Annotated in this window: 1 protein-coding gene; it reads left to right on the top strand. The window is 46.2% G+C overall.

From position 1 onward, the window contains the following. On the top strand, window positions 1-375 hold a 375-nt coding region (locus R7Z47_RS25970), incomplete at its 5' end, for a LysR substrate-binding domain-containing protein (protein ID WP_318130914.1). Window positions 376-585 lie beyond the last annotated feature (210 nt).

The raw sequence follows: 585 nt of genomic DNA, 5'->3' as shown, positions 1-585 counted from the left end.
CTAATCGACTACAGCAATCAAGTTAACCTTTCTGACATCTTAAAGACGTATCCGCTCATTGAGGTCACGAATGAGCGCAGAAAACACGATTGGCAAGTCTGGTCAGACGCGATAGGAGTCGCTCGTCCAAAAAACAAAAAGCCGATCACTTTTAATATGTCGATTCAAGCGGTACAGGCAACCACGCGTCGTTTGGGTGTGTTGGTGACTCACCGTTTGTTTGTGAAAGACGACATCAAGTACGGTCAGCTGATCGAACTTGGTGAGCCTGTGATCAATCCTAATCAGCAGCTTTATTTTGTGTGCCCACCGCATAAGCTCAAGCAAGAAAGCTTTCACTTATTGCGCTCGTGGTTAAAACAAGAATTTGCGTAACTGAGCCTGTTACTCAATACGTTAACTTGAGCTTGGTGAACTCTCGGCTAAAGTAAATAGAGTGCGAAAAAACTCAAGGATGAGGCTATGCGATTGTTTCATAGAGTAGTGATTGGGGCTTGTCTCGTTGTACCAGCAGTGGGTAATGCCAGTGACGGGGCGGAGCTTGACGAGCAAGGCATTTCAACCGCGATTATTGGAGGCCAGCAA

This window comes from Vibrio sp. 1641, from assembly GCF_033339995.1.
Lineage (GTDB): Bacteria > Pseudomonadota > Gammaproteobacteria > Enterobacterales > Vibrionaceae > Vibrio > Vibrio alginolyticus.
Note: the sequence above shows the minus strand (reverse complement) of the source record. Positions and strands in the feature narration are given on the sequence as shown.